General features: G+C 70.3%; 22 protein-coding genes and 1 tRNA gene. 13 read left to right on the forward strand and 10 right to left on the reverse strand.

The window, feature by feature from the left end; genetic code table 11:
- The first annotated feature begins 128 nt into the window (after positions 1-128).
- Entirely contained in the window at positions 129-959 is an 831-nt protein-coding gene (fdhD, locus tag MKK60_RS26890; protein WP_409567461.1) for a formate dehydrogenase accessory sulfurtransferase FdhD, read from the forward strand.
- 7 nt (positions 960-966) lie between these two features.
- Here the strand turns inward: fdhD and MKK60_RS26895 are convergent, their stop codons facing one another.
- Complete coding sequence (locus MKK60_RS26895) at positions 967-1,968, reverse strand: hypothetical protein (protein ID WP_243989134.1); 1,002 nt, start codon at positions 1,966-1,968, stop codon at positions 967-969.
- Positions 1,969-2,762: 794 nt separating this feature from the next.
- Here MKK60_RS26895 and gltB point away from each other — a divergent pair.
- From gltB to MKK60_RS26920, 5 genes are all read left to right on the forward strand, one after another.
- On the forward strand, positions 2,763-7,463 hold the full coding sequence (gltB, locus tag MKK60_RS26900; RefSeq protein ID WP_243989135.1) for a glutamate synthase large subunit: 4,701 nt from the start codon (positions 2,763-2,765) through the stop codon (positions 7,461-7,463).
- Positions 7,464-7,488: 25 nt separating this feature from the next.
- On the forward strand, positions 7,489-7,758 hold the full coding sequence (locus MKK60_RS26905; protein ID WP_147725184.1) for a BrnT family toxin: 270 nt from the start codon (positions 7,489-7,491) through the stop codon (positions 7,756-7,758).
- Positions 7,721-8,011: a BrnA antitoxin family protein gene (locus MKK60_RS26910; protein WP_147725183.1), complete on the forward strand. Its 291-nt coding sequence runs from the start codon at positions 7,721-7,723 to the stop codon at positions 8,009-8,011. The genes MKK60_RS26905 and MKK60_RS26910 overlap by 38 nt, the downstream gene beginning before the upstream one ends.
- A gap of 100 nt (positions 8,012-8,111) precedes the next feature.
- Positions 8,112-8,723, forward strand: coding sequence for a glutathione S-transferase family protein (locus MKK60_RS26915; protein WP_147858138.1), 612 nt, complete (start codon positions 8,112-8,114; stop codon positions 8,721-8,723).
- Positions 8,724-8,771: 48 nt separating this feature from the next.
- On the forward strand, positions 8,772-10,205 hold the full coding sequence (locus tag MKK60_RS26920) for a glutamate synthase subunit beta (protein WP_147725179.1): 1,434 nt from the start codon (positions 8,772-8,774) through the stop codon (positions 10,203-10,205).
- Between the two features lie 16 nt (positions 10,206-10,221).
- Here the strand turns inward: MKK60_RS26920 and MKK60_RS26925 are convergent, their stop codons facing one another.
- Together MKK60_RS26925 and MKK60_RS26930 are read right to left on the reverse strand one after the other, a co-directional pair.
- Entirely contained in the window at positions 10,222-11,619 is a 1,398-nt protein-coding gene (locus tag MKK60_RS26925) for a DUF459 domain-containing protein (RefSeq protein WP_243989136.1), read from the reverse strand.
- A gap of 277 nt (positions 11,620-11,896) precedes the next feature.
- Positions 11,897-13,507, reverse strand: coding sequence for a methyl-accepting chemotaxis protein (locus MKK60_RS26930; RefSeq protein WP_243989137.1), 1,611 nt, complete (start codon positions 13,505-13,507; stop codon positions 11,897-11,899).
- A gap of 452 nt (positions 13,508-13,959) precedes the next feature.
- On the opposite strand from MKK60_RS26930, the gene MKK60_RS26935 reads away from it, so the two are divergent.
- Entirely contained in the window at positions 13,960-14,868 is a 909-nt protein-coding gene (locus MKK60_RS26935; RefSeq protein WP_243989138.1) for a PAS domain-containing protein, read from the forward strand.
- Positions 14,869-15,216: 348 nt separating this feature from the next.
- Here MKK60_RS26935 and MKK60_RS26940 read toward each other — a convergent pair whose 3' ends face one another.
- Together MKK60_RS26940 and galE are read right to left on the reverse strand one after the other, a co-directional pair.
- Entirely contained in the window at positions 15,217-16,440 is a 1,224-nt protein-coding gene (locus tag MKK60_RS26940) for a lytic murein transglycosylase (RefSeq protein WP_243989139.1), read from the reverse strand.
- A 4-nt stretch (positions 16,441-16,444) separates the two neighbouring features.
- The gene (gene galE / locus MKK60_RS26945; protein WP_243935341.1) at positions 16,445-17,437 is read right to left on the reverse strand and encodes a UDP-glucose 4-epimerase GalE; all 993 of its coding nucleotides are present in this window, start codon (positions 17,435-17,437) and stop codon (positions 16,445-16,447) included.
- Between the two features lie 161 nt (positions 17,438-17,598).
- Here galE and MKK60_RS26950 point away from each other — a divergent pair, with 161 nt between their 5' ends.
- Positions 17,599-18,465 carry a UTP--glucose-1-phosphate uridylyltransferase gene (locus tag MKK60_RS26950; protein ID WP_243989140.1) on the forward strand — a complete coding sequence of 289 codons (867 nt, stop codon included), beginning with the start codon at positions 17,599-17,601 and terminating at the stop codon, positions 18,463-18,465.
- A gap of 491 nt (positions 18,466-18,956) precedes the next feature.
- Here the strand turns inward: MKK60_RS26950 and MKK60_RS26955 are convergent, their stop codons facing one another.
- Positions 18,957-19,859, reverse strand: a complete 903-nt coding sequence (locus tag MKK60_RS26955; RefSeq protein ID WP_243989141.1) for an N-formylglutamate amidohydrolase — start codon at positions 19,857-19,859, stop codon at positions 18,957-18,959.
- A 213-nt stretch (positions 19,860-20,072) separates the two neighbouring features.
- Here MKK60_RS26955 and cpdR point away from each other — a divergent pair, with 213 nt between their 5' ends.
- From cpdR to MKK60_RS26975, 4 genes are all read left to right on the forward strand, one after another.
- Complete coding sequence (gene cpdR / locus MKK60_RS26960) at positions 20,073-20,429, forward strand: cell cycle two-component system response regulator CpdR (RefSeq protein ID WP_147727374.1); 357 nt, start codon at positions 20,073-20,075, stop codon at positions 20,427-20,429.
- Positions 20,430-20,515: 86 nt separating this feature from the next.
- Entirely contained in the window at positions 20,516-20,785 is a 270-nt protein-coding gene (gene grxC / locus MKK60_RS26965; RefSeq protein WP_243989142.1) for a glutaredoxin 3, read from the forward strand.
- Positions 20,778-21,635: a carbon-nitrogen hydrolase family protein gene (locus tag MKK60_RS26970; protein WP_243989143.1), complete on the forward strand. Its 858-nt coding sequence runs from the start codon at positions 20,778-20,780 to the stop codon at positions 21,633-21,635. The genes grxC and MKK60_RS26970 overlap by 8 nt, the downstream gene beginning before the upstream one ends.
- A gap of 4 nt (positions 21,636-21,639) precedes the next feature.
- Entirely contained in the window at positions 21,640-22,110 is a 471-nt protein-coding gene (locus MKK60_RS26975) for a DUF1178 family protein (protein ID WP_243989144.1), read from the forward strand.
- A gap of 53 nt (positions 22,111-22,163) precedes the next feature.
- Here the strand turns inward: MKK60_RS26975 and MKK60_RS26980 are convergent, their stop codons facing one another.
- Positions 22,164-22,652, reverse strand: coding sequence for a disulfide bond formation protein B (locus MKK60_RS26980; protein ID WP_243989145.1), 489 nt, complete (start codon positions 22,650-22,652; stop codon positions 22,164-22,166).
- On the reverse strand, positions 22,653-23,234 hold the full coding sequence (locus tag MKK60_RS26985) for a YqaA family protein (RefSeq protein WP_147727379.1): 582 nt from the start codon (positions 23,232-23,234) through the stop codon (positions 22,653-22,655).
- Positions 23,235-23,390: 156 nt separating this feature from the next.
- Here MKK60_RS26985 and MKK60_RS26990 point away from each other — a divergent pair.
- Positions 23,391-23,475 (forward strand) — tRNA-Leu (locus tag MKK60_RS26990).
- A 6-nt stretch (positions 23,476-23,481) separates the two neighbouring features.
- Here MKK60_RS26990 and MKK60_RS26995 read toward each other — a convergent pair.
- Together MKK60_RS26995 and MKK60_RS27000 are read right to left on the reverse strand one after the other, a co-directional pair.
- Complete coding sequence (locus MKK60_RS26995) at positions 23,482-24,174, reverse strand: glutamine amidotransferase-related protein (protein WP_243989146.1); 693 nt, start codon at positions 24,172-24,174, stop codon at positions 23,482-23,484.
- 64 nt (positions 24,175-24,238) lie between these two features.
- A complete protein-coding gene (locus MKK60_RS27000; protein ID WP_243989147.1) occupies positions 24,239-25,420 on the reverse strand; it encodes a ceramide glucosyltransferase in 1,182 nt (393 codons plus the stop codon).
- Positions 25,421-25,504 lie beyond the last annotated feature (84 nt).

Raw genomic sequence — 25,504 nt, forward strand, 5'->3', positions numbered from 1 at the left:
GGACGGGCCTGCCTGCGACGGCCTTGCAGGAGACGGCCTTGCAGGAGACGGCCTTGCAGGAGACGGCCTTGCAGGAGACGGCCTTGCAGGAGACGGCCTTGCAGGAGACGGCCTTGCAGGAGACGGCCTTGCAGGAGACGGCCTTGCAGGAGACGGCCTTGCAGGTGGCGACCCGCGTCGTCGCCTACGCCGCACCGGAGCCGCGCGACGATCACCGCGCGCTCGCCGTCGAGATGCCGGTGAACCTCGTCTACGGCAGCGTGCCCTATGCGGTGATGATGGCGACGCCGGCCGACCTCGAGGATTTCGCCTACGGCTTCAGCCTGACCGAAGGCATCGTCGCGGCGGCCGACGAGATCCGCGGCGCCGCGGTCGAGCCGGGCGACGGCGGGCTGCGCCTGCTGGTGGATTTGGCGCCCGGGCGCCTGCGCGAGCATCTCGCCCGCAAGCGCGCGATCAGCGGGCGCACCGGCTGCGGCGTCTGCGGGATCGAGGATCTCGCCGCCCTGCCGCGGGCCGAGACCCGGGCCGCGTCGGGCCGCGTGCGCGTCGGGGCGGAGGCGATCGCGCGGGCCTTGTCGGATCTCGGCGATTCGCAGGTGCTCGGGCGCGAGACGCGGGCCGTGCACGCCGCCGCCTGGGTGCGCCTCGACGGGAGCCTCGTGGCGGTCCGCGAGGATGTCGGCCGGCACAACGCGCTGGACAAGCTGATCGGGGCGCTGATCCGGACGGGAACCGACCCGGCCGCGGGCTTCCTGGTGATCACCAGCCGGTGCTCGTTCGAGATGGTCGAGAAAGCCGCGCATTTCGGCGCGTCGGTCCTGGTCGCGATCTCGGCCCCGACCTCGCTCGCGATCGAGCGGGCGCGCCTGCACGACATGACGCTCTGCGCCATCGCCCGGGCCGATTCGTTCACGCTGTTCTGCGGGGACGAGCGCGTGGTCGGCCGCGCAGGGTAGGGGCCGATCAGGGTGTCGGCGCGTCCTTGTCCGGCGCGCCCGGCACGAGGGTCGCGCCACCGATGACGCGGACGTTGCGCTTGGCCTCGGGCGGATTCTTCCAGCTCTGGTCGGCGGGTTTGACCTCCGAGGTCTTCACGTCCGCCGGCTTCGATTCGCCCGGCTTCGATTCGACCGACTTGGCCAAGGTCCCGTCGGCGGGCGGCTGGACCGCTGCCGGAGTCGGCGTGACGCCGGGAACCGGCGCGGCCTTCGGCTGATCCACGGCGGCGACGGGAGCCTCCGGCTTCGACTCGGGCTTGGCGGCGTCCACCGGGCGGAGCTTGGGCGCCTCGGGAACGGTGCGCGCCTGCGCTTTTCCTTCGATCGCCTTGCCATCGCGCGCCTTCTCGTCGAGCGCTTTGGTCTCGGACAACCGGGGCGGGTTGGCGACTCGGGCGAGCTTGCGCGGCGATTCGGCGGGGCCGCGCCGATCGGGGTTGATGCCCTGCGGGTTCGGGTCCGCGAGCGTGCGCCCCGGCATGCCGTTCGATCCGTCGGGTCGGGCATAATCGGCCTCGGCCTCGGCCTCGGCCGGCGCACGGCGCAAGGGCATTCCGCGCGCCTCGGGCAACGGGATGTCGGCCGGCGGGAGCAGGCGCTCGGCCTGCCGCATCGGCTGGCGCGGCATCTCGTCCTCTTCGGTCCAGCCGTAGCCGGGCGCCGGGCGGGCAAGGGCGATCGGGCCGTCGTCGAGGCGCTGGCGGCCGAGGATCGCGCCGTCCCGGGCATCGACGAACAGGCGCACGCGGGCACCCATCGGGTTGAAGGCCTCGACGATGTAGGCGCGTCCGTCGAAGCGCGGGCGGCTCATGCCGCTGAAGCCGCGCTCGCTCAGGCGCCATGCGACGGCGCGCGGCGGCATGATCGCCTCGTCGTACGCGTATTGCGCCCGCGCCGCGTCGGCGGCACCGATCAGCAGGGCGCAGGCGGCGAGGCCCGCACGGAGACGACGATAGGATCGGTTCACGGCTGACCTCCCGGTCGCATTCTCAAGATCGCCCGAATCTCCGCAGGCGCTCGCCCCGCGCCGGGGAGTCCCGATCGGGACCTGCCGACGATCCGGCCCGGGCCCCGCGCCGAAGGACCGCGTCCCGCGTGTCCTTCGGCCATTCCGGCAGGGTCGTTGCCCCGCATGCCGCTTGTGCTCGGCGCTCGCCTTTGAGCGGAGGATTTGGGCGCAATTGCGGGAGAAAGCGGGCGGCGAAGGGCCGATCTTGACGCCGATCCACCCGTTCGCATCGCCCCTCGCACGACGGGGAATTGGGTCGCCTGCCGATCCGGCGTGGGGGCGGACATGGGACCGGACATGGGATCCGTCATGGGATGCGGCATCAAAACGCCGCTTTTGGTCCCGCGGGGCCCTTGCTGGAATTTTTGAAATCTGCCAGTTTGCAGCGTTAGGACAGTATGACTGTCCCATTTCCGGGGCGCGCGTGCGATCGATGCCGCGCGGTGGGGCCGTTCAGGCCTGGGCAGAGGGTTTCGGGACGTGACCATCGTGACGTCGAAACGAGATCGCGAGCCGGTCGCCGCAGAGGCGATCCGGGCCCACGCCGGCTGACATCGGGCCGGTGCGAGCCCGCGGGTAGCGGGCGCTTCCTCCACCGAGGACCCTCCCGAGACCCGACGAGACAAGATGACTGGCCCGGCCTCGCTTGAGCGCCGGGCATGAAACATGCTCGCCTGGCGGGCATGGGCGTTCGAACGGGTCTGGTCGATCTTTCGGGGATGGTGGGCATGGCGGCTTTCGGGAATGCGGACATGGCCGTGAGCGGGAACCTCAACGCCGACACGGCGCCGGCGGCCCGCGACGGCGTCGCGCCGCTGGTGGTGCGCGATCCGGCGATGCCGGTGGCGCAGGGCGCCTACGATCCCCGCAACGAGCGGGACGGCTGCGGCGTCGGCTTCGTCGCCGACATGCACGACCGGCGCACCCACGCCATCGTCGAGCAGGGCCTGAAGATCCTGGAGAACCTCGACCATCGCGGCGCGGTCGGAGCCGACCCGAAGATGGGCGACGGCTGCGGCATCCTCACGCAGATCCCGCACGCCTTCTTCGCCGAGGAATGCTCGCGCCTCGGCTTCGAGCTGCCCCCGGCCGGCGACTACGCCATCGCGCAGCTGTTCATGCCGAAGGCCGACGAGCCGCGGGCGATCATCGAAGCCATCGTCGAGGAAGCGCTCGCGTCGGAAGGGCTGCCCCTGCTCGGCTGGCGCGACGTGCCGGTCGACCCCGAGGATCTCGGCATCGCCGTGAAGGCGACCGAGCCGCATCACCGCCAGCTCTTCATCGGGCGCCCGGCCTCGGCGGCCGACGGCGACGCGTTCGAGCGGCGCATCTACGTCGCCCGCAAGGTGATCTCCGGCCGCGTCTACGGCCTGAAGGACCCGCGGGTGATGGAGTTCTACCCCGTCTCCGTGTCGAGCCGGACCATCGTCTACAAGGGCATGGTCCTGGTGAACCAGCTCGGGAACTACTTCCTCGACCTGAAGGATCAGCGCTTCGTCTCGGCGATCGCGCTGGTGCACCAGCGCTTCGCCACCAACACCTTCCCGACCTGGCGCCTGTCGCACCCCTACCGGATGGTGGCGCATAACGGCGAGATCAACACGCTGCGCGGCAACGTGAACTGGATGTCGGCGCGCCAGGCGAGCGTCGATTCGGAGCTGTTCGGCAACGACATCTCGAAGATCTGGCCGATCTCCTACGAGGGCCAGTCCGACACCGCGTGCTTCGACAACGCGCTCGAGTTCCTCGTGATGGGCGGCTACCCGTTGGCCCACGCGATGATGATGCTCATCCCCGAGGCCTGGGCCGGCAACCCGTTGATGGGCGAAGATCGGCGCTCGTTCTACGAGTACCATGCCGCGCTGATGGAGCCGTGGGACGGGCCCGCCGCCGTCGCCTTCACCGACGGCCGGCAGATCGGCGCGACCCTCGACCGCAACGGCCTCCGCCCCGCCCGCTACGTCGTCACCGACGACGGCCTCGTCGTGCTCGCCTCGGAGATGGGCGTTCTGCCGATCCCGGACGAGAAGATCGTCCAGTCCTGGCGCCTGCAGCCGGGCCGGATGCTGCTGATCGACCTCGAGAAGGGCCGCATCGTCGACGACGAGGAGATCAAGGGCGAGCTCGCCGCCGCGCACCCCTACGCGGAGTGGGTGAAGAACACCCAGATCGTGCTCGAGGACCTCAAGCCGGTCACCGCCCGCGAGAGCCGCACCGACGTGTCGCTGCTCGATCGGCAGCAGGCCTTCGGCTACAGCCAGGAAGACCTCAAGCTGCTCATGGCGCCGATGGCCGTGACCGGCCAGGAGGCTGTCGGCTCGATGGGCACCGACACGCCGCTCTCCGCTCTGTCCGACAAGTCGAAGTCGCTCTACACGTACTTCAAGCAGAACTTCGCGCAGGTCACCAACCCGCCGATCGACCCGATCCGCGAGGAGGCCGTGATGAGCCTCGTCTCGTTCATCGGTCCGCGCCCGAACCTGCTCGACATGGAAGGTGCCTCGCGCCGCAAGCGCCTGGAAGTCCGCCAGCCGATCCTGACCAACACGGATCTCGAGAAGATCCGCTCGATCGGCCATTTCGAGGACCGCTTCGACACCAAGACGCTGGACATCACCTACCCGGCCGAGACCGGCGCGGCGGCGATGAACGGCGCGCTCGACCGGCTCTGCGACCGCGCGGAAGTCGCGGTGCGCGGCGGCTACAACATCATCGTCCTGTCCGACCGCGCGGTCGGCCCCGACCGCATCCCGATCCCGGCGCTGCTGGCGACGGCGGCCGTGCACAACTACCTGATCCGCAAGGGGCTGCGCACCTCGGTCGGGCTCGTGGTCGAATCGGGCGAGCCGCGCGAGATCCATCACTTCGCGTGCCTGGCCGGCTACGGCGCCGAGGCGATCAACCCGTATCTCGCCTTCGAGACGCTGGTGGCGATGAAGCACGAGTTCCCGCCGGACCTCGTCGACGAGGAGATCATCTACCGCTACATCAAGTCGATCGATAAGGGCCTGCTGAAGGTCATGTCGAAGATGGGCATCTCGACCTACCAGTCCTATTGCGGCGCGCAGATCTTCGACGCGATCGGGTTGAACTCGGCCTTCGTCGCGCGCGACTTCTTCGGCACCGCGACGATGGTCGAGGGCGTCGGCATGGCCGAGATCGCCGAGGAGACCGTGCGCCGCCACGCCGACGCGTTCGGCGACGCGCCGATCTATCGCAACGCCCTCGATGTCGGCGGCGAGTACGCCTACCGGCTGCGCGGCGAGGCCCATACCTGGACCCCGGACACCGTCGCGACGCTGCAGCATGCGGTGCGCCTCGGCGTGCCCGAGCGCTACCGCGAATACGCCAAGCTGGTGAACGACCAGGAGCAGCAGCTCAAGACCCTGCGCGGCCTGTTCCGGATCAAGCTCGCCGGCGAGATCGGACGCGAGCCGGTGCCCGTGGAGAGCGTCGAGCCGGCCGCCGACATCGTCAAGCGCTTCGCCACCGGCGCGATGTCCTACGGCTCGATCTCGAAGGAGGCGCACGAGACCCTGGCGATCGCCCTGAACTCCTTCGGCGGCCGCTCGAACTCGGGCGAGGGCGGCGAGGAGGTCGAGCGCTTCAAGCCGCTGCCGGACGGTCGCTCGCGCCGCTCGTCGATAAAGCAGGTCGCATCGGGCCGCTTCGGCGTCACGACCGAGTACCTCGTCAACGCCGACATGATGCAGATCAAGGTCGCGCAGGGCGCCAAGCCCGGCGAGGGCGGACAGCTGCCCGGCCACAAGGTCGACGCCAAGATCGCCAAGGTCCGCTACGCCACGCCCGGCGTCGGCCTGATCTCGCCGCCGCCGCACCACGACATCTACTCGATCGAGGATCTGGCACAGCTGATCTTCGACCTGAAGAACGTGAACCCGGCGGCCGACGTCTCGGTCAAGCTCGTCTCCGAGGTCGGCGTCGGCACGGTCGCGACCGGCGTCGCCAAGGCGCGGGCCGACCACATCACCATCTCGGGCTTCGACGGCGGCACCGGAGCGGCGCCGCTGACCTCGCTCAAGCATGCCGGCGGCCCGTGGGAGACCGGCCTCGCCGAGACGCAGCAGACGCTGGTGATGAACCACCTGCGCGGCCGCGTCGCGCTGCAGGCCGACGGCGGCATCCGCACGGGCCGCGACGTGCTGATCGCGGCCCTGCTCGGCGCCGACCAGTTCGGCTTCTCGACCGCGCCGCTGATCGCGGCCGGCTGCATCATGATGCGCAAGTGCCACCTCAACACCTGCCCGGTCGGCGTCGCGACCCAGGACCCGGTGCTGCGCAAGCGCTTCAAGGGCACCCCCGAGCACGTGGTGAACTACTTCTTCTACGTCGCCGAGGAGCTGCGCGAGCTGATCGCGGCGATGGGCTTCACCAAGCTCGAGGACCTCGTCGGGCGTTCCGACTTCCTCGACAAGGTCGAGGCGATCCAGCACTGGAAGGCGCGCGGGCTCGACTTCTCGAAGCTGTTCCACCGTCCCGACGTCGGGCCGGAGGTCGCCATCCGCTGGGTCGAGACGCAGAAGCACCCGATCGACCACGTCCTCGACCGGCGCCTGATCGCCGGCGCGCAGAACGCGATCAACACCGGCGAGCCGGTGGTGCTCCACGACGTGATCCGCAACTCCGACCGCACCGCGGGCGCGATGCTCTCGGGCGCCGTCGCCAAGGCGCACGGCCACGAGGGCCTGCCCGACGACACCATCGTGGTGAAGCTCTCCGGCACGGCCGGCCAGAGCTTCGGCGCCTGGGTCGCAGCCGGCGTGACGATCGAGCTCACCGGCCACGGCAACGACTACGTCGGCAAGGGCCTGTCGGGCGGCAAGCTGATCATCCGGCCGAGCGACGCGCTTAAGGCGCCCGCCGACAGGACCATCATGGTCGGCAACACCGTGCTCTACGGCGCCATCGCCGGCGAGTGCTACGTCCGCGGCTCGGCCGGCGAGCGCTTCGCCGTGCGCAACTCCGGTGCGATCACCGTCGTCGAGGGCATGGGCGACCATGGCTGCGAGTACATGACCGGCGGCGTGGTCGTGTCGATCGGCGAGACCGGCCGCAACTTCGCCGCCGGCATGTCCGGCGGCATCGCCTACGTGCTCGACGAGGACGGCTCGTTTTCGGCCCGCTGCAACCTCTCGATGGTCGATCTCGAGCCGGTCGAGGAGGAGGACGACCTGATGCGCCGCTTCCACCAGGACGGCGACCTGGAGACCAAGGGCCGCGTCGACATCCTCGCCGACATGTCCGGCCACGACGAGGAGCGCCTGTCGCAGCTCATCACCAATCACCTGAAGTACACGGGCAGCCCGCGTGCCAAGGCGATCCTCGACGACTGGGCGGGCTACCGCACCAAGTTCGTCAAGGTGATGCCGGTGGAGTACCGCCGGGCGTTGCGCGAGATGGAGATGGCACGGATGCCGGTGGCGGCCGAGTAGGCGCGCGCCGGCCTCGTGCCGGTCGATGGAGATCACGTTCGATCCCGCGAAGCGTCTGGTGACGTTGCGCGAGAGGGGCCTCGATTTCGCACGCACCCCTGAAGTCTTCGCCGCCGCGGTGACGACCTTCAGGGACGAGCGGATGGACTACCGCGAGGCGCGATCGATCACGGTGGGAATGCTCGACGGACGGATGGTGGTCGTCGTTTGGACCGAACGGGATCATACTCGCCGGATCATCAGCATGAGGAAGGCCAATGACCGAGAGCAAGCGCGCTATCGCGAACGCGGCTGACCGACCGCTGAACCCCGACGAGATCGGCTGGGATCCGGACGACGCGCCGGAACTGGACGAGGCTTGGTTCGAGAAGGCCGATCGTTTCGTCGGCGGCCGCCTGATCGAGCGCGGGCACCGTCCCGGCGAGACTGAACGGTTGGTGCTTCCCACCGATCTCGTCGAGCGGTTCCGAGCCGGAGGGCCAGGCTGGCAGATACGGATCGAGACCGCGCTCAAGGAATGGTTGCGCGAGCATTCCGACCGGCTCTGAGCCGGCCGACGGACGGCCCGGACGAAACACGCGAGCGATGGCGGACATCGCGAGGGGGGACGACATGACGGCGACGCTTGCGACGATCCCACCTGCCGCCATGCGGATCTACGGCGATCTCACCTCGGGCAATTGCCTGAAGATCAAGATCGTCGCCGATCGGCTCGGCCTCGCCTACGAATGGGTTCAGGTCGACGCGCTGAAGGGCGAGAGCCGGACGCCCGCCTACCTCGCTCTGTTTCCGGCAGGCCAGATCCCGGGCGTGGCGTTCGCGGACGGGCGTCGGCTCGCGCAGTCGAACGCGATCATCCGCTACCTCGCCCGCGGCAGCGCGTTGCTGCCGGACGATGCCTTCGCGGCGGCGACGGTCGATCAGTGGCTGTTCTGGGAGCAGTACAGCCACGAGCCGGCGGTCGCGGTCTGCCGGGCGGAGATGAAGTTCCGCGGCGTGCGGCGCGAGGCCCGCGATCCGGCCAGGGTCGCGCGCGGCGAGGCGGCGCTCGACCTGATGGAGCGGCATCTCGCCGGAACGGGCTGGTTCGTGGGCGACGACGCGACCATCGCCGACGTCGCCCTGTTCGCCTACACCCAGTGGGCCGACGAGGGTGGATTCGATCTGGCCGCGAGGCCCGCGATCCGGGATTGGCTCGACCGATGCAAGGTCGCGTTCCGGATCGAACCCGACGCTATCGCCACCGCCGCCGGTCGCTGACCCGATCGCGGCACCACCGATTTTTCGCTACCGACGCTGAGCATCCCGATGGGCAAGATCACCGGCTTCCTCGAATTCGACCGGCAGGACCAGAAGTACCAGCTCGCGGCCGACCGCGTGCGGCACTTCCGCGAGTTCACCCTGCCGCTCGACGAGCACGACCTGAAGAAGCAGGCCGCCCGCTGCATGGATTGCGGCATCCCGTTCTGCCACGGGCCGACCGGCTGCCCGGTGCACAACCAGATCCCGGACTGGAACGACCTCGTGTTCCAGTCGGATTGGGAAGAAGCCGCGCGCAACCTGCACTCCACCAACAACTTCCCGGAATTTACCGGCCGCATCTGCCCGGCGCCGTGCGAGGAAGCCTGCACGCTGAACCTCGAGAACCAGCCCGTCGCGATCAAGACGATCGAGCAGGCCATCGCCGACCGCGCCTGGAACATGGGCTGGGTCAAGCCCGAGCCGTCGTCGATCCGCACCGGCAAGAAGGTCGCGGTGATCGGGTCGGGCCCGGCCGGCCTCGCGGCGGCGCAGCAGCTCGCCCGGGTCGGGCACGCGGTGCACGTCTACGAGCGCGAGCCGAAGGCCGGCGGCCTGCTCCGCTACGGCATCCCCGACTTCAAGATGGAGAAGCGCCACATCGACCGACGCGTGAAGCAGATGGAAGCCGAGGGCGTGGTCTTCCACTACAACCAGAACGTCGGCGTGACGAAGCCGGTCGAGGAGCTGACCGCGGAGTTCGACGCGGTGCTGTTCTCCGGCGGCGCCGAGGACCCGCGCAACCCGCAGCTGCCGGGGCAGGAGATGGAGGGCGTGCACTACGCGATGCCCTACCTGATCCAGTCGAACCGCCGCGTCGGCGCCGAGCCGATGCGCGGCAACGGCGAGGCGCCGATCCTGGCATCGGGCAAGAACGTGGTGGTGATCGGCGGCGGCGACACCGCGTCCGATTGCGTCGGAACCGCCTTCCGGCAGGGCGCCCTGTCGGTGACGCAGCTCGACATCCGGCCGCGCCCCCCCGAGCGCGAGGACAAGCTCTCGGTCTGGCCGTACTGGCCGACCAAGATGCGGACCTCGTCGAGCCAGGCCGAGGGCGCCGAGCGCGAGTTCCAGGCGGCGACGCTCCGGCTCGAAGGCAACAAGAAGGGCCGGCTCACCGGCGTCGTCTGCGCGCGCGTCGACGCCAAGCGCCAGCCGATCGAGGGCAGCGAGTTCGTGCTGCCGGCCGACCTCGTCTTCATGGCGATCGGCTTCGCCGGCTCGATCCAGAAGGGCCTGCTCGAGCAGTCCGGCATCACGGTCGACAAGCGCGGCAACGTCACCGCCAACGAGGAGGATTACCGCACCTCCGACCCGAAGATCTGGGCGGCCGGCGACATGCGGCGCGGCCAGTCCCTCGTCGTCTGGGCGATCCGCGAGGGCCGTCAGGCCGCCCGCTCGATCGACGAGACGCTGATGGGTGCCTCGATCCTCCCGCGCTGAGGTTTTCGCCGGGCGTTCAGCCCGGCGGCCAGCGGAAATCGTCGGCGCGGCCGGGCTGCGGCAGCGGTGCCGCCCCGCGCTGGAGCGCGCGCTCGACCGTGCCGGTGGCGTCGCCGTCGCGCGGTCGGCCGCTGACCAGGACGCCGCCGGGCGACAGCTCGATCCGGCCGAGCGGGACGACCGGCCCCGCCGCCGGCTTGACGGGGAGGGCCGGGACGCCGGGCGGCTCGGGCAGGCTCGGCAGCATCGCCGTGATCTGCCGGTCGATCGCGGTGACGTCGTCGAGGGTCGTCGTCGGTGCCCCGTCGAGCGGCGTCGCGGGCAGGGCCGAGACGGCGGCGGCCGGCTGCTCGGGCGCGGTGGGCGCCGTCGCACCCATCAGGCGCTTCAGCTCCACGTCGGCGAAATGCGCGAGCTTGCGGGCGCCGGCATGGGTGAAGTGCACGCCGTCGGCGGTGCGGAGCTTGGCGCTCTGCCCGTCGAGGTCCGGTCCGGTGGCGGTGTAGTGGTTGCGGTCGTCGGAGAAGCCCGGCCCGACATCGACGTAGGTGCCCCCCGCCTTGGTGACGGCATCCCGGACGATCTCGTTGAGGCTGCCGAGGTCGCGCGTCAGGCTCTCGCTGCGCATCGGCGGGGCGCCGACCCAGACGAGCGGAATCTTCCGGTCGGTGAAGACCTTCACCAAGGCGTCCACGCGGGTGCGGTAGACCTCGCGCCAGCGGTCGGAGAGCGGATCGAGGGTCTGGTCCCCGTCGCGCATCGGCTGGCGATCGTTGGCGCCGAGCATGACCACGGCATAGCCGACCTTCGGGTTCGCCTTCAGGTAGTCCTCGGCGGCCTTCGGCCAATCGACGACGTCCCTGCGCACGAGGCCGCTGTCGGCCTTGGCGCGATCGATCACCGCGACGTCGGCGGTGTCCTCGAACACGTCGTCCAGCCCGCGGCTGAGATGGTCGGCCAGCGAATCGCCGAACACCGCGATCTGGACCTTCGCCTCGGTCTTCTTCACGGCCGGCGCCGGCGCCGCGACCGTGGGCGCCGGCCGGGTCTGCGGACGCCGAAGCTGGCGGCCGGTCTCCGCGCTGGCGGGCGGGCGCACGCGCGGCGGGCGATAGGTCGGGGCCGCCTGCCGCGGCTCCGGCGGGCTCGGCCGGTCTTCCCACGGCCAGTAGAACTGGCGCTGCTCGGGCTCCGGCGCGGCGCGGCGCGGCGCGCGGGCATAGCCGTCGTCCTCGCGGTAATAGGCGTCGCGGCCGCGTCGGCGCGGCTGGTCGTAGCTGTCGCCCCACTGCGCCTCGGCCGGCGACGGCGGCAGGAGGACGAGCGGAAGCGCGAGGCCGGCCCCGAGCGCCAGAACGAGGCGGCGCGCCTTGGCGGCTGCCGCGTCGGCTCGGTTTGTCGCGTCGCGTCTCATGCGCCCTCCGGTCCCGCGGGCTTCGACCCGCGGGCGACCATAGCGGAGCGGTCGCGCCGCGTCTAAGAGCCTCCCGCAAAACCTCCCGCGCGCCGGCGGTCTCCTGTGCCCACGATGGCGCGACGGCGGTTCCATGACCGATGACGGGCGGCCATTCGACCCTGAGAGCGTCGGTCTTTCGACGAGACCCGATCGTTCGGCCCCCTCATCCTTCGCAGACGCCGAAGCGGCACCGCGAGGATGAGGGAAACGGGCCGACGAACGCGTCGACGGGGTTTCAGGCGGCGCGGACGGTGGCCAGGAAGTGCGCGACCTCTGCGCCGAGGCGTTCGGACTGGCGCGACAGCTCGGAACTCGACGCCAGGACCTGGGTCGCGGCAGCGCCCGTGTCCTCCGACGCGCGCGCCACGCCCGCGATGTGGGCCGTGACCTCGCTCGCACCGGCCGAGGCCTGTGCGACGTTGCGCACGATCTCCTGGGTCGCCGCTCCCTGCTCCTCGACGGCCGCCGCGATCGTCGCGGCCACCGCGTTGATCTCGCGGATCCGGGTCGTGATGCCGCCGATCGCGCTCACGGCCTGATCGGTCACGTGTTGCACGTGCCCGATGCGCTGGCTGATCTCCTCGGTGGCCTTGGCCGTCTGGCCGGCCAACTCCTTCACCTCCGTCGCGACGACCGCGAAGCCGCGGCCAGCCTCACCGGCACGCGCGGCCTCGATCGTGGCGTTCAGGGCGAGCAGGTTGGTCTGCGCGGCGATGTTGGAGATCATCCCGACCATGGCCCCGATCTGCTCGGCGGCGTGGCTGAGCTCCTGCACCAGCCGCGCCGTCTGATCGGCGTCCACCACGGCGGCTCGCGCCAGCTCGGACGAGCTGGACATCTGCCGTCCGATCTCCTGCACCGAGGATCCGAGTTGCTCGGCGGCGATGGCCACCGTGCTCACGTTGTCCGCCGCCTGCGTGGCCGCCGTTGCCACGATGCCCGACTGCGCCGCCGTGTCGCCGGCGGTTGCGGTCATCTGCTGGGCCGTCGCCTGCAGCTCGGTGGCCGCCGACGAGACCTGCCCGACGATGCCGCCGACGGCCGCTTCGAAGGCGTCGGCCATCTGCCGCATCCCGGCCTGGCGCTGCCGCTCCGCCTCCAGCCGCCCCTGGGACATCTCCTCCTCCAAGGCCTGCGTGCGGATCAGGTTCTCCTTGAACACCTGCACCGAGACGGCCATCGCCCCCAGCTCGTCGCCGCGCCGGGTCGCGGGCACCTCGGCCGCCGTGTCGCCCCGCGCGATGGCGCTCACGCAGGCGGCGAGCTGGCGGATCGGGCGGCCGATCGAGAGGGCCGAGAACACGGCCGAGCCGATCAGGACGAGGATGACGGTGCCGCCGATGGCGAGCCCGATCCGGTTGGCGGACTCGGCGGTCGCGACCGTGTTCCGCCGCGCCTCGTCCGCGAAGCGCTGGGCATTGGCGACCGATTCCGTTCCCGCCTCGTTCAACAGCGTGTTCACGCGCTGCTGCTCGGCGACGATCTGCGACAGCTTGTTCCCGTCGACGGACCGCGCGCCATTCTCGAAGCGGATGACGTCGGCCAGCGATGCCGCGAGGTCGGCATAGGTGACGAGATTCGTCCGAAGGTCCTGAAGAACGCCCGGGATCAGCGCGATCCGGATCGGCTCGTCGAGCGCCGCTGCGCCGGTAGCCTTGCCGGCGCGGATGCGCTCGGCGACGCGGGCGACCTGCTCGGTGGTTTCCGCGGTGCGGATGTCGCCGACCGCCGCTTGAAGCTCCGCGTGCGAGAGGCGGGTCTGCTGGATGCCTGCAAGGATGATCTGCTCGCGTCCGGCCGCGGCGTTCGCGTCGATGATATGCTGGGCGCTGATCCACTGGTTCATGACGAGGGCCGTGGCGAGCAGGACTCCGATTACGCCCGAAGCACCAAGTTTCTTTCCGATCGTCCAACGCATGATGACAAATCCCCCGGATTCTTGAGAAGATCAACAATCCGGACGACAGATCTGCGACGCGACATCGTGACGACCATCACGGACGTCTCGGAAGATAGAAGAATTTCATGGATGCATGATTGACCACACGTCTCACATTGCGCGTTTCCGGCTTGCGAACGACACCGTCCGAGAGCGCAAACCGCTCGGTTCGACTCCGAGCGATGAATAAAAGAGCGATATGCACTCTTTCGCCCCGGCTCGACGTTGCGTTCCGACGGAGCGTCTGGCCAAGTCGGGCGATGCCCGCCCGACGCCATGCATCCTCCTACCAGTTGCTCAACCTACTCGAGGCGACCGGCCAGGTCGGCGTCTGGTCCCTTAACCTGCGGACCGGCGAAATGAGCGGCTCGCTGGGCCTCGCCCACATCACCGGCCTGCCTTCGGACGAGAGCCTCCTCGGCCTGCTCGACCGACTTCTCCACCCGGACGATCGCGAAGCTCTCGGCGAGCTGTTCGACATGCTCTACAGCGGCCGGGCGATCGACCGCACGGTCCGGCTTGTGCGTCCCGACCACACCGTGCGCTGGGTTTCGGTCAAGGCCCAGATCGTTCTCGACGACGCCCATCGGCCGATGCGTGCCGAGGGCATCGCCTTCGACGTGACCGGCCCGCACGAGGCGCGTCTGCTCGCCGAGCAGAGCACCGCACGCTATCGCGGCCTCGTTCATGCCATCGCGGCCGTGGTCTGGACGACGGCTCCGGACGGGAAGGCGCGGCCAAGCCCGACATGGCAGGTCCTGACCGGGCAGACGGGACCGGAGATGCAGGGCGACGGTTGGCTCGCCGCGATCCACCCGGAGGATCGGGCACGGATCGAGTCGGCATGGCGAACGGCGATGGAGCACGGCACGCCTTACGAGGCGGATCACCGCGTTCTCTGCGCGGACGGGACGGTCCATTGGTACAGCAACCACACCATACCTCTCCACGATGCCGATGGTTCGGTGCGCGAGTGGATCGGGATCATGCAGAAGATGCCGCCCAGCGGTCGATTCTCGTCGCCTGAGATCACCGGGACGCTCGTGCGCGGAGCCCGCGCGATGCTGCGCTGGTCCGTCGTGGATCTGGCTCGGGCCGCCGGCGTCTCGGTCTCGAGCATCCGGCGCCTGGAGGAGGAGGTCGGGACGGTGCAGCCGCGAACCCGCTTGGCGATGCGTCGAGCCCTGGAAGGCGCCGGCATCGATTTCATCGGGACCCTCGACGGCATGACGGGGGTGATCTTGACCAAGGATCGGCGTGGCGCCTGATCGTGTGGATCTCGAGCCGACGCGCCGTCGGGGCCGGCGATCGATGATGCCGCGCCCTTGGCGGCCGGCATCGCCGGACGGTTCGACGTCATGCCCGCTCGGATCGGACGTGTCTTGAGAGCGCCTTCAGGCGAGGTGGATGCCGGCTCGCGCGAAGCACGGTCGACGATGCAACACGCGGGCGCCCCTCATAAAACGCCCGATCATCGGAGCCTCCTCCTGTGTCTAGGACGGCGCGACGGACGTTTCGTGACGGCTGTCATGCCGGATCGCATAGACCGGAATCCCTGAGGCCCGGCGGAACGCCGCCGCCGTGCGGCGCGAGGTCCGGGCCTCGACGGGTCGGCCTCAGCGAGGCCTGGCGTCGGTCCGGCCCGCGAGACGGTCGCGCAGGGCGGGTGTGGCGTAGCCGTCGGCGGCCAGGCCTTCGCGGATCTGGTAGCGCCGGATCGCCTCGCGCAGCTTCGGCCCGGCGCGGCCGTCGGCTTCGCCGGCATAGAGGCCCTGCGCGGCGAGGCCCGTCTGCAAGGCCTGGAGGCCGGCCTTGTCGAGGCGGGACGCCGCGCTCGGCCAGGGTGCGACGAGGGGCGGCCCGCCGGCTAGGCGGTCGGCGAGATGGCCGACCGCCAGCGCGTAGGAATCCGAGGTGTTGTAGCCGCGGATCACCTCGAAGTTGTCGGTGATCAGGAAGGCCGGCCCGCCGGCGCCGCCGGGCAGGAACACGGACGCTCCGCCCTTGTCCGGCAACGGGCCGCCATCGATCCGGCTGACGCCGCGGCGCGAGAATTCAGGCAGGTCCGCGGCGTAGCGCGTCAGGTCGAAGCCCTCGGGCAGGCGGACGGCGTAGCCCCACGCGATCGCGGGATTCCAGCCGAGGTCCTTGAGGTAGGCGGCGATCGAGGCGAGGGAATCGGCGTCGCTCGCCCAGATGTCGCTGCGGCCGTCCCCGTCGAAGTCGACCGCGTGCGCCAGGAACGTCGAGGGCAGGAACTGCACCTGTCCCATCGCGCCGGCCCAGCTGCCGAGCATCCGGTCCGGCGCGACGTCCCCGCGCTGCTGGATCGCGAGGGCGGCGAGCAACTCGTCGCGAAACAGCGTGCCGCGGTGCCGGGCGGCGGCGAGCGTCGCCAGCGCGCGGATCGTCGGCACCGAACCGCCGCTCGCGCCGAAATCCGACTCGATGCCCCAGATTGCGAGGAGCACCGAGGCCGGAACGCCGTAGCGCGCCTCGATCGCCGGGAGGGTCGGCCCGAGCGCCGATCCACGGGCCCGGCCGCGGGCGATCCGCGCCGGCGAGACCGCCCCGACGAGATAGTCCCATACCGGCCGCCCGAACTCGCTCTGACCCTTGATGCGGGCGAGCACAGCAGGGTCGGGCACGACGTCGCGGAACGCCGCATCGAAGGTCGCCGGCGCGATGCCCTTCGCGAGCGCATCCGTGCGGAGAGCCGCGACGAAGCCGGGGAACGCGTCCGCCCGACCGGCTTGCCCGACGGCGGCAGGCTCGGCGAGGGAGCCGCCCGGAGCGGCGGAGAGGCAGAGGGCGAGGAGCGCGGCGCGGATCGGGCGCACGGCCTCAGTGCCGGTTGCGCTTGGGCAGGGCGTCTTCCCAGTCGAGCGCCTGGCGCACGATCGCGTCGAGGTCGTCGTGCTTCGGGCGCCAGCCGAGCTGCTCGCGGATCCGCGACGCCTCGGCGACGATCCGCGCCGGATCGCCGGGGCGGCGGGGCGAGAGGCGCACCGGGAAGTCGCGACCGGAGACGCGCTTCACCGTGTCGATCACCTCGAGCACCGAATAGCCGGTGCCGTAGCCGCAATTCAGCGTCAGGCTCTCGCCGCCGGCGCGCAGGTGGTCGAGGGCGACCCGGTGCGCCTCGGCGAGGTCGGAGACCTGGATGTAGTCGCGCAGGCACGATCCGTCCGGCGTCGGGTAGTCGGTGCCGAACACCTCGAGATGCGGGCGCTGGCCGAGGGCCGCCTGCGTCGCGACCTTGATCAGGTGGGTGGCGTTCGGCGTGGACTGCCCGGTGCGCCCGCGCGGGTCGGCACCGGCGACGTTGAAGTAGCGTAGGATGACGTAGCTGAAGCCGTGCGCGGCCGCCGCGTCGCGGATCATCCACTCGCTCATCAGCTTCGAGCGGCCGTAGGGGTTGATCGGGTTGGTCGCGAGGTCCTCCGGCACCGGCACGGTCTCCGGCTCGCCGTAGACCGCGGCGGTCGAGGAGAAGATGATGTGCTTCACGCCGGTGCGCACCGCGGTCTCGATCAGCGCGCGCGTCTTCACCGTGTTGGCGAGGTAGTAGTGCAGCGGGTCGGCGACCGAGTCCGGCACGACGATGCGGGCGGCGAAATGGGCGATCGCGTCGACGCGGTTCTGCAGGATCGTCTCGGTGACGAGACCGGGGTCGCCGACGTCGCCGCGCACGAGCTTCACCTCCGGCGGCAGGGCCCAGTCGAACCCGGTGGAGAGGTCGTCGAGGACGACCGTCTCCTCCCGCCCGGCATCCTGCAGGGCGAGAACCATGTGACTGCCGATATAACCGGCACCACCCGTGACCAGAACCGCCATCGTTGCCCCTGAAAGAAACCGCGCCAACCAGCAAGCGGAAGCTTGCTTTTAACCGTTAATGCTCAATCGTGCCGCGCAACGGCGCGAAGCCGTCCGCTTGCCGTGCTAGTGTTGCCCGGAACGCCCGGCCCGTCCAACTCCCACGTTTGGGTTTTTGCTCGATGAAACCGATCCGAAAGGCCGTCCTCCCCGTCGCGGGCCTCGGCACCCGCTTCCTGCCGGCCACCAAGGCCGTCCCGAAAGAGATGCTGACGGTGGTCGACCGGCCGGTCGTCCAGCACGTGGTCGACGAGGCGCGGGAAGCCGGCATCGAGCACTTCATCTTCGTCACCGGCCGCGGCAAGGCGGTGATCGAGGACCATTTCGACATCGCGTTCGAGCTCGACCGGATGCTGCAGGAGCGCGGCAAGACCGCGGCCTACGAGGAGCTGAAGCGCGACCTGCCGGCCGCCGGCCAGACCAGCTTCACCCGTCAGCAGGCGCCGCTCGGCCTCGGCCACGCGGTGTGGTGCGCCCGCGAGATCGTCGGCGACGAGCCCTTCGCCGTGCTGCTGCCGGACATGCTCAGCCGCGGCTGCATGGGCCAGATGCTCGCTGCCTACGAGCGCCACGGCGGCAACGTCGTCGCCGTCGAGGAGGTCGCGCCGGAGGAGACGCATCAGTACGGCATCGTCAGCGTCGGCGAGACCTTCGGCCAGACCTTCGAGGTCACCGGCATGGTCGAGAAGCCGAAGCAGGGCACCGCGCCTTCGAACTTCATCATCTCGGGCCGCTACATCCTCCAGCCGGAGATCTTCGGCATCCTCGAGCATGGCGAGAAGGGCGCGGGCGGCGAGATCCAGCTCACCGACGCGATGATCAAGCTGATGGCCGAGCAGGACTTCTTCGGCATGCACTACGAAGGCCGCACCTACGACACCGGCTCCAAGCTCGGCTTCCTCACCGCCAACATCGCCTACGCGCTCGACCGCAAGGATCTGGCCGGCCCGCTCAAGGCCGAGATCGCGAAGCTCCTGGCCGCCGGTTAGGCGGCTGCGGACGTGCAGCCGGAGCGGGCGGGGTATGCGCAACCGGTAGGGGTATTCCGCTTGCGTTTTGTGCGCCGCAATTTACTTTGTGCATTGCGGGATCGCGATGGCGTCGCGGTCCGGCAGCCCTTCTTGGGCGTTTCCTCCCTAGACTTCGGGCCGCTCCTTCGGGGGTGGCCTTTTTTCTTGGTCACAGGACTGCCCGACGTGTTTGGTCGGGCCCGGGGTCATCAGTTTCACGCAACCACGGTTCTGCACGCTCCTCGTCATCCCGGGGCGCCGAAGGCGAACCCGGGACCCGGAACCGCAGGCCGTAATCGATCCTGCCGTCGTCGGCTCTGGATCCCGGGTTCCGCTGCGCGGCCCCGTGACGACGGGGAGGGGCTGATCGGTTATGCCCGCTCGCGGGCGAGGATTCCCGTAGAACGACAGGCAACCTCGGAAGGACCTGCGGCGCCCTGCGCCGGATCCGACGAGTGGCCGTTATCGACCTATTCGGCGGCGATGCCGATCGGCGTCTCCGAGCCGAGGTCGTCGGCGACCTCGACGATCGCCTCGCCGAGCGTCTTGGCCAAGTCGAAGAAGCCCGGCGTGATCGCGAGACTCGCCTCGTTCATGTAGAGCGCCCGGTTGATCTCGATCTGCAGCGCGTGCCGGCCGATGTTCGGCTCGCCGTAATGCTCGGTGATGAAGCCCCCGGCATAGGGCTTGTTGCGTACCACCTTGTAACCGCGGGCGCGGAAGGCCGCCTCGAAAGCGTCGATCAGCGCCGGGTCGCAGGCGGTGCCGAAGCGGTCGCCGAGCACGAAGTCCGCCCGCGCATAGTGATCGCGCCCGAGGCTCGACGACGGCATCGAGTGGCAGTCGATCAGCATGCAGCGCCCGAATTCCCGCACCGTGCGCAGGATCAAGCCGCGCAAAGCCCGATGATACGGCTTGTACAGCCCGTCGATGCGCGCCACCGCCTCGTCCACCGGCATGCGCGCGGCATAGATCTCCTGCCCGTCCGAGACGACGCGCGGCACCGTGCCGAGGCCGCCGGCGACGCGCATCGAGCGCGTGTTGGCGAAGGGCGGCAGGCGGCCCTCGAACATCCGCGGGTCGAGCTCGTAGGGCTCGCGGTTCACGTCGAGATAGGCGCGCGGGAAATTGCAGCGCAGCAGCGGCGCGCCGAGCTCGACCACCTGGGCGAACAGCCGGTCGACATGCGCGTCCTCCGACCGGCGCAGCGACAGCGCGTCGAGCCGCGAGGCCTTCAGGAAGCTGTCCGGGTAGACCGACCCGGAATGGCCGGTGTTGAACACGAACGGCAGCGTGTGCCGCGTCGGCTCGTCCACGGCGAAGGCGGGCGAGAAGCCGAAGGCGTCTGTCTGATGCGGAAAGGGGAGCGTCATCGGCGGGGAGGCGCACCGTCGGGAATGGGAACGGCCAACGTCAAGGCCGCACTGTGGGGCGGCGGCGGCGGCCTGTCCACCGTGCCGGCGGGCTCCGGCATGGCCGCGCGGTGCGGCCTGTCACCTCGCAGGGGCGGCAAATCCTAACGTCTTGTTTACCGTTGGCTCCCTTTATGAAAAGAACGTTGCGATTCGAGGGTCCGGAACCGTCCGATGAAAATTCTCTTGGCGGAAGACGACAACGACATGCGCCGGTTCCTGGCCAAGGCGTTGCAGAATGCCGGCTTCGACGTGCTGTCGTTCGACAACGGCCTGTCGGCCTACAATCGCCTGCGCGAAGAGCCGTTCGAGCTGCTGCTGACCGACATCGTGATGCCTGAGATGGACGGGATCGAGCTCGCCCGCCGGGCGACCGAGCTCGACCCGGACATCAAGGTGATGTTCATCACGGGCTTCGCCGCCGTGGCGCTCAACCCGGATTCGAAGGCTCCCAAGGACGCGAAGGTCCTGTCGAAGCCGTTCCACCTGCGCGATCTGGTCAACGAGGTCGAGAAGCTGCTCGCCGCTTGAGGCGGCCGGCGTGACGTTCCGGCCATAGGCGATCGGGACCGCCGACCCCTATATGGTCGTGTCATCCGCGGGACGCGAACACGCCCATGAATCCGGTTACGATCTACACGACGGCGTGGTGCCCCTACTGCTCGGCGGCCAAGAGCCTGCTCAAGGAGAAGGGCGTCGCATTCCGTGAAATCGACGTCGAGAAGACGCCCCCCGAGCGCACCACCATGATGGCGCGCGCGGGCGGACGCACCAGCGTGCCGCAGATCTTCATCGGCGAGACCCATGTCGGCGGCTGCGACGACCTCTACGCCCTAGACAAGGCCGGCAAGCTCGATGCGCTGCTGAAGGCCTCCGCGAATGCCTGAGGCCCGCTTCGTCGCGGCCTGCGTGCAGATGCGCTCGGGTCGCGACCCGGGCGCGAACCGCGACGCGGCGGTGGCCGGCGTGCGGGAGGCGGCATCGCGCGGCGCGCAGTTCGTCCAGACCCCGGAGATGACCTCGCTGGTCGAGCGCGACCGCGCACGGCTCTTCGCGGTGGTGCGCGGCCAGGACGAGGACGAGACGCTGGCCGCGCTCCGCGACGCGGCACGCGAGACCGGGACGGTGGTGCAGATCGGCTCCCTCGCGATCCGCGCCGGCGAGAAGATCGCCAACCGCGCCTTCCTGATCGGCGCGGACGGCGCGATCGTCGCGGCCTACGACAAGCTGCACCTGTTCGACGTCGACCTGCCGAGCGGCGAGCGCTGGCGGGAATCTTTGACCTATACCGGCGGCGCCTGCGCCGTCGTCGCGCCGACGCCGTGGGCCGAGATCGGGCTCGGCATCTGCTACGACATCCGCTTCCCCGCCCTCTACCGGGCGCTCGCCGAGGCCGGCGCCTCGGTGCTGACGGCGCCGGCGTGCTTCACCCGGCAGACCGGCGAGGCGCATTGGCACGTGCTGCATCGGGCACGCGCGATCGAGACCGGATCGTTCATGATCTCGGCCGCCCAGGGCGGGACGCACGAGGACGGTCGCGAGACCTACGGGCACTCGCTCATCGTCGATCCGTGGGGCCGGGTGCTGGCCGATGCCGGCGGCGCCGAACCCGGCGTGATCCTGGCCGAGATCGACCTTTCCGCGGTCGCGGATGCGCGCGCGCGAATCCCCTCGCTACAACATGGGCGCCCGTTCACGATCGAGCGGGTCGGCTCCCCAGGAACCGCCCCGTCGTGACGGCATGATCCGGTACAGTCTCGTCTGCGAGGCCGGGCACAGCTTCGAGAGCTGGTTTCCCTCGTCCGAGTCCTTCGACGCGCAGGCGGCGCGCGGCCTCGTGACCTGCCCGGTCTGCGACACGTCGCGGGTGGTGAAGGGCCTGATGGCGCCGAGCCTCGCCCGCACCGACCGCGGGCGCCCGGTGGGCGGCGCGGACGCGGATCTGCCCGTGCCCGTCGCACCCGCCCCGGTGCCGATGATCGCCGAGCCGGAGCGGCGCATCCGCGAGATGCTGCGGAGCCTGCGCGAGCACGTCGTCGCATCGGCCGAGCATGTCGGGACGCGGTTCCCGGAGGAAGCGCGCAAGATCTATTACGGCGAGACGCGGGAGCGCGCGATCTACGGGCAGGCCAGCCCGGACGAGGCCCGCGCCCTGATCGACGAGGGCATCGACGTCGCGCCCCTGCCGCCGGTGCCCGACGATCGCAACTGATCGATCGCGCGGTCGAAGCGGCCGGGCGTTCGTAAGCGATCGCGTCGGATCGCTCAGGGCTTCGCTGCGGCCGTGCCGGCGATGCCGGCGAGCACGCAGGCGATGACCGCGTTCCAACCGGCGAGCGAGACGCCGAGCACCCGCATCGCCGCGGTCGAGCAGTCGACGACCTTCGTCGTCTGCAACGCGTTCAGAAAATCGCCGACGGCTGCCGGGTTCGCGCCGGTTCCGCCGCCGCAATCGGTCGGGCCCGGCCAGAACCCCCACTCCGCGCCGGCGTGGTAGGCGCCGAGCCCGGCGCCGTAGAGCAGGCCGGCCGCGGCCAGCCCGAGGGCGAGGCGCGAGAGCCGCTCGGGCAGGAACAGCGCGAGGACGGCGAGCGGCACCGCCGCGTAGTAGGGCAGGCGCTCGGTCAGGCAGAGCTTGCACGGCGCGTAGCCGTAGCCGAACTGCAGCACCAGGGCGGCGCCGACCGTGAGGATCGAGCCGATCAGGACGGCGAGCGCGGCGCGGCGCAGGCGCAGCAGGGCGGCGTAGCTCATCTAGAGGATCACCTTGAACAGGACGAAGCCGAGGACGATCACCGCGACCGAGATCGCGACGACCGCGTTGAGATGGCGGTCGAGCACGCCGCGGATCTGGACGCCGTAGCGCCCGAGCAGCCCGGCGAGGATGAAGAAGCGCGCGCCGCGGGTGACGATCGACAGCAGCGTGAACCAGAACAGGCTGTAATGGGCGAAGCCCGAGGTGATGGTCACGAGCTTGTAGGGGATCGGCGTCAGCCCCTTGAGCAGGATCACCCAGTGCCCGTACTCGGCATAGGATTGCTGGAAGGTCGCCGCCTTGTCCTGCAGGCCGTAGAGTCGGATCAGCCAGGTTCCGAGCGAGTCGAACAGCAGCGCGCCGATGGCGTAGCCGACGAGGCCGCCGAGCACCGAGCCGACCGTGGCGATCAGCGCGTAGAACCACACCCGGTCGGGCCGGCTCACCGCCATCGGCACCAGCATCGCATCGGGCGGGACCGGGAAGAAGGAGCTCTCGGCGAACGCCACGGCGCCCAGGACGTAGGGCGCGGAGGGCTTGCCCGAGAGTGCGAGTATCCACTCGTAGAGGCGGCGGATCATCGGGCCTGTCTGTGCATCGGGTTCCTCGGGGCAGGGCGCCCTTTGAGCACAGCCGGCCCGACCGCACCAGCGTGCCGGCGATCCACCGCACGCCGTGCGCGACCCCGGGAAAGGGCTTGGCCCGGCCACGGGACCTGTGCGAAAAGGCTCCCCGTCGCGGGTATGGTGGAACTGGTAGACGCGGGCGACTCAAAATCGCCAGCCGCAAGGCGTGGGGGTTCGATTCCCTCTACCCGCACCAACCTTCTCATTCCTGCTCCAGGAATCGTCGGATCCAGCCCGCCACCCGGTGCCGGTCGTCCGGTGCGTCGAGCGAGGCGAGCGCCGCTTGCGCCCGCTCCGGATCGTCCTGCGCATCGGCATGGCCGGCGATCAGGGCGCGGGTGTAGTCGGGCTCGAATTCCGGGTGGAACTGCACCGACAGCGCGGCGCGGTCCCGGTATTCCAGCATCGCGTAGGGCGTGAAGGCGCTCGCCGCGAGCACGCGGGTCGCGGGCGGGGCCACGACGACCTGATCCTGATGGAACGCCGCCACCGCGATCCGCGTCGCGTCGTCCATGAACGGCGCCCGCTCCGTCACCGCGTAGCCGTGCAGGCCGAGGGCGCGCCCCTTCTCCGAACGGATCGCGCGGCCGCCATAGGCCTCCGCCATCACCTGATGCCCGAAGCAGATGCCGACGAGGCGCTTCTCCGGCGGGAGCGCGCGCAGGGCCGCGATCAGCGGCGCGATCCACGGCAGCGGATCGTAGACGCCGGCCGCCGAGCCGGTGACGGCGTAGCCGTCGAACGCCTGCCAATCGGTGGGCATCCGTCCTGCGCGGACATCGAAGATCGTGCTGTCGTGCGCCGGCCCGATCATCCGGGCCGTCATCGCGCCGTAGGAGGGAAAGCGGTCGAGCCGCGCCGGAGGCGATCCGGCTTCGAGGATGGCGATGCGCACGTGACCGACCGCTGCTGATGATCCGCGACCGGCATCGCGCCGTTCGCGCCGCGATGCAACCGGCTCAGGCGGGGCGCGCGGTCCGCCCGACCCGTCGCGGCCGGACGGCGGGCTTCAGGCGGATGTCCATGGCGTTGCCGCGCCAGACGATCGCGCGATGGGTCCAGGCCGCGCACCAGACCAGCGGGATCAGCGCGTCGCGCAGAACGAAGGCGAGGAGCAGGCGGGGGGCGTGGAACCAGCCGGCGCGCGTCGCCAGCCGGAGCTCGGCGGCGTAGCCCAGAGCTGCGAGAGCGGCGAGGCCGGCCGCCGCCGTCCAGGTTCCGGCCAGGAGCCCTGCGAGCAGGAACGGCAGCAGCGTGCCGCTGGCGATCTCGGGCGCGAAGAACAGCGGGAACGTCACCCGGCGCAGGCGCGCCCAGCGGATCTGGCGGGACCAGACCTCGGACGCCCTGCGGCGCCCCAGCGGCTGCTCGAACGGCGCCGCGACGAGGTGGACGCGGCGGCCGGCCGCGCGCACCAGCTTCGTCGCCGCCGCGTCCTCGGCGATCTCGGCGGCCAGCGCCCGGATGCCGCCCTGCGCCTCGAGGAACGGGCGATGCCAAAGCATGCTCTTGCCCTGCGCGAAGCCGAGCCCCACCGCCTCGCCGGCATATTGCCAGCGCGCCTGGAGGGTGTTGAGAAAGGCGCACTCGACCGCGGCCCAGATCCCGTCCGGCCGCGCGCCGATCGGCGTCGAGCAGACGAGGCCGGTGTCGGCGCGCCACGCCGCCTGCATCCGCTCCAGGTAGTCCGCCGGCATCAGCACGTTCGAGTCGGCGATGACGATCCAATCGTGTCGCGCCGCCTCCCAGCCCCGCACGCAGTTGTTGAGCTTCGGGTTGTCGCTGATGCGCTCGTCGCCGATCAGGATGCGGGCCGGAACCTGCGGATGCGCCGCGACCAGGCGGCGGACCAGCGGCAGCACCGGATCGGCGGCATCGGCGACGCAGAACAGGATCTCGTAGGCCGGGTGGTCGAGCGCGAAGCCGCGGGCGAGGGTCTCCTCGCTGAAGGTCTCGAGGCCGCAGACCGGGCGCACCAGGGAGATCGGCGCGCCGGCGGGGAACGTGGTGTCGCCGGGCGAACGGCCGATCCGCCGACCCGCCACGATCAGGCTCGCGAGGTGGACGATCGTCAGGAGCGCGCACGGCGCGAGGGCGAGCGCGGTGCCGTCGAGGGCCGGTAAGGTGCTGGCGAGACCCATGCGGCACGCATCTCCGAACCGGCCTGTCCCGCGGCGTGCGGCCGCGCCGGCGGACTGCCCCTAACAGGGTGCGCATTTCAGCCG

The sequence above is a fragment of the Methylobacterium sp. J-092 genome (assembly GCF_022829325.1).
Lineage (GTDB): Bacteria > Pseudomonadota > Alphaproteobacteria > Rhizobiales > Beijerinckiaceae > Methylobacterium.